Consider the following 1,981-nt stretch of genomic DNA (forward strand, 5'->3'; position numbering starts at 1 on the left):
CGGAGAGCGACAACACGTTCTTGAGTGTGGCCGTCGCGTTTGAATCCCAGTCGGGTGATCTGCTGGCCGTGTATTCGGAGAACGACAACCGTTTTAGTTATCGCACCTGGGATAGCGGCGGGGGCTGGTCAGCCGCGACACAAGGCGTCGATCTGAAAGATGATGTGCGGACACTCACGCTGACCAGTCGTCCCGAAACCGATCAGATCATGCTGACCGCGCTCGATGCGGGTGGAGACCTGAACAATCCGCTGTGGGACGGATCGAGTTGGAGCGAACGCAATGAGGTCGAAAACAACACCGGCGAAACGACCGTCCAGCCGTTCTTGTTTTTGTGGGACCAAAACCCACCGGAATTCATGGCCGCCGCCAATGACACCGCGTTTTGGTTCAGCACCGACGGTGACGTGAATTCCAAAGGCGCCGCCGGCTTGAACGCCTGGACGGCCGGTGAAGTCGTTGCCCTGGGCGACCCCGACCTCGTATTGGAACCGGTCAGCGGGACGACCTCCGGCACCGCGACGTCGGTGTTCAATCTGGACACCTTCGGCGGCGACACCAAGATCGATGCCTTGCACTACGTCACGGCCGATCTCCAGGTCGGCAGTTCCAACTTCAATCTGCTCGAAGGCGACGTGCTGTTTTCGACCAGGGACAACGAAACGCTTGTCAGCACCAACACGCTGGCGATCACGATGAACGACATCATCGTGTTCCGTGCCGACACGGCGGGCGACTATTCCTCGGGCAGTTTCTATCTGCTGCTGGATGATCCTGTCGGCGCCGATGTGCGTGGGATCTCGCTGGTCGAACAGAACACGACCGTCGGGGACACCGTGCTTCAGGCCGGCGATTTCTTGCTGACCACCGATGCGACTGGACTGGATACCTCCTTGTTGTTGTTCGAAACGACCGATGTGGGTGCGGGAACGACCAGCGGCACGCTGCAGACGCTGCTGGACGGATCGGATACCAACGTCAATCTGTCCGAAATGATCAACGGGGTCGAACTCTATGAAACCGATGCCGTCATCGGTGGCCACACCATCCTGGCCGGGACCATCGTACTCTCGGTTGATCGCGATTCGGGCGTCGGCAGCAACGCGCTGGCGGTCAAAAAGCACGACATCATCGCGTTGTCGGTCACGCAGACGACGTTGGTTGCCGGCGCAGGCAATGGTGCCGCCACGGCATCGCTGCTGATGGACGGTTCGGACATCGGATTGACGTCCGGATCGGAGAAACTGACCGCCATTGCGGCGTTCCCCAACAATCAAACCCCGACCGACATCGCCCCCGACACCCCTTCGGTCAACGAATTCACCGATACCACCGGCGGCGTCAGCGTCGCCACCCTGACCACTACGGATGTCGATGCGGGCGAGACATTCACCTATTCGATCGTCGGCGGGGCCGACGCAGCGAACTTCTCCATCGGCGGCGTTTCCAGTGACGAACTGGTGCTGACCGATGGAATCCTGGACTACGAGACCAAGTCGTCCTACAGCGTGATTGTTCGCGTGACGGACTCCGCATCGAACTACTACGACGAAACGCTGACCGTCAACGTCAATGACCTGAACGATGCGCCGACGGTCGCGACCAACACCGGCACAACGGTTTTGGAAGGTTCCACCGGAACCGTCATCACGACGGCGATGCTCAACGAAGGTGACGTCGATGATAGCGGCGCCGGGCTGACCTACACCGTCACCGACGTGACCGACAACGGCACGCTGTACCTGGCCGGATTCGGCGCCTTGGGACTCAACGACACCTTCACCCAAGCCGACATCGATGCCGGAGACGTGACCTACGACCACGACGGCAGCGAAACGACCAGCGATGCGTTCAGTTTCTCACTGGCCGACGGTGGGGAAGACGGCGCGACACCGGCAACGGGAACGTTTAACGTCACCGTCACGACCGTCAACGACGCTCCGGTAGAAGCGTCGATCGAAGGCAGCACGCTGGCCTACAC

At 60.4% G+C, this 1,981-nt stretch carries 1 protein-coding gene; it reads left to right on the forward strand.

Annotated features, from left to right (window positions below; genetic code table 11):
- Positions 1-1,981: cadherin-like domain-containing protein (locus ABX749_RS31115; protein ID WP_372899460.1), on the forward strand; the 1,981-nt coding region annotated here is incomplete at both ends.

The sequence above is a fragment of the Stieleria sp. genome (assembly GCF_041595215.1).
GTDB lineage: Bacteria > Planctomycetota > Planctomycetia > Pirellulales > Pirellulaceae > Stieleria > Stieleria magnilauensis.